General features: G+C 58.0%; 1 rRNA gene. It reads left to right on the top strand.

Annotation, left to right across the window (positions count from 1 at the left end):
• A 23S ribosomal RNA gene (locus WHI96_RS27645) occupies positions 1-1435 on the top strand; the annotation flags it as partial.

Raw genomic sequence — 1435 nt, forward strand, 5'->3', positions numbered from 1 at the left:
ATAGTCGCGGGGTGTAGACCCGAAGCGGAGTGATCTACCCATGGCCAGGGTGAAGCGTCGGTAAGACGTCGTGGAGGCCCGAACCCACCAGGGTTGAAAACCTGGGGGATGAGCTGTGGGTAGGGGTGAAAGGCCAATCAAACTTCGTGATAGCTGGTTCTCCCCGAAATGCATTTAGGTGCAGCGTCGTGTGTTTCTCACCGGAGGTAGAGCACTGGATGGCCTAGGGGGCCGACAAGCTTACCGAAGTCAGCCAAACTCCGAATGCCGGTGAGTGAGAGCGCGGCAGTGAGACTGCGGGGGATAAGCTTCGTGGTCGAGAGGGAAACAGCCCAGATCACCGGCTAAGGCCCCTAAGCGTGCGCTAAGTGGGAAAGGATGTGGGATCGCCCGGACAACCAGGAGGTTGGCTTAGAAGCAGCCACCCTTGAAAGAGTGCGTAATAGCTCACTGGTCAAGTGGTCCTGCGCCGACAATGTAGCGGGGCTCAAGCGCACCGCCGAAGCCGTGGCAATGACATCTTTAGGTGTTGTTGGGTAGGGGAGCGTCCTGCATCTGGTGAAGCCCGGGAGTGATTTACGGGTGGAGGGTGTGGGAGTGAGAATGCAGGCATGAGTAGCGAATGCAGAGTGAGAATCTCTGCCGCCGGATGACCAAGGGTTCCTGGGCCAGGTTGTTCCGCCCAGGGTGAGCCGGGACCTAAGGCGAGGCCGTCAGGCGTAGTCGATGGACAACGGGTTGATATTCCCGTGCTCGTGATAGTGCGTCCATGCTGAATCTGGTGATGCTAACCATCCGAACCCGCCTCGGCTCCTTCGGGAGTTGTGTTTGTGGGGGAGCGTGGGATCCGATCTGGTAGTAGGCAAGTGATGGGGTGACGCAGGAGGGTAGCTCCGCCACGCGGTGGTTGTCGTGGTGTAAGCCTGTAGCCCGAGTCCTAGGTAAATCCGGGGCTCATGGAGGGTGAGAGGTGATGCGTAGCCGATTGAGGCGAAGAGGGTGATCCCATGCTGTCGAGAAAAGCCTCTAGCGAGTGCTGTTGCGGCCCGTACCCCAAACCGACACAGGTGGTCAGGTAGAGAATACCGAGGCGATCGAGCGAACTGTGGTTAAGGAATTCGGCAAAATACCTCCGTAACTTCGGGAGAAGGAGGGCCGGTTGTCTTGAGGCTCCTTGCGGGCTAGGGACGGCCGGTCGCAGAGACCAGGCCCAAGCGACTGTTTACTAAAAACACAGGTCCGTGCGAAGTCGCAAGACGATGTATACGGACTGACGCCTGCCCGGTGCTGGAACGTTAAGAGGACCTGTTAGCTCTTCGGGGCGAAGCGGAGAATTTAAGCGCCAGTAAACGGCGGTGGTAACTATAACCATCCTAAGGTAGCGAAATTCCTTGTCGGGTAAGTTCCGACCTGCACGAATGGCGTAACGACTTGG

Origin of the sequence: Pseudonocardia tropica (assembly GCF_040105315.1) — a bacterium.
Taxonomy (GTDB): domain Bacteria; phylum Actinomycetota; class Actinomycetes; order Mycobacteriales; family Pseudonocardiaceae; genus Pseudonocardia; species Pseudonocardia alni.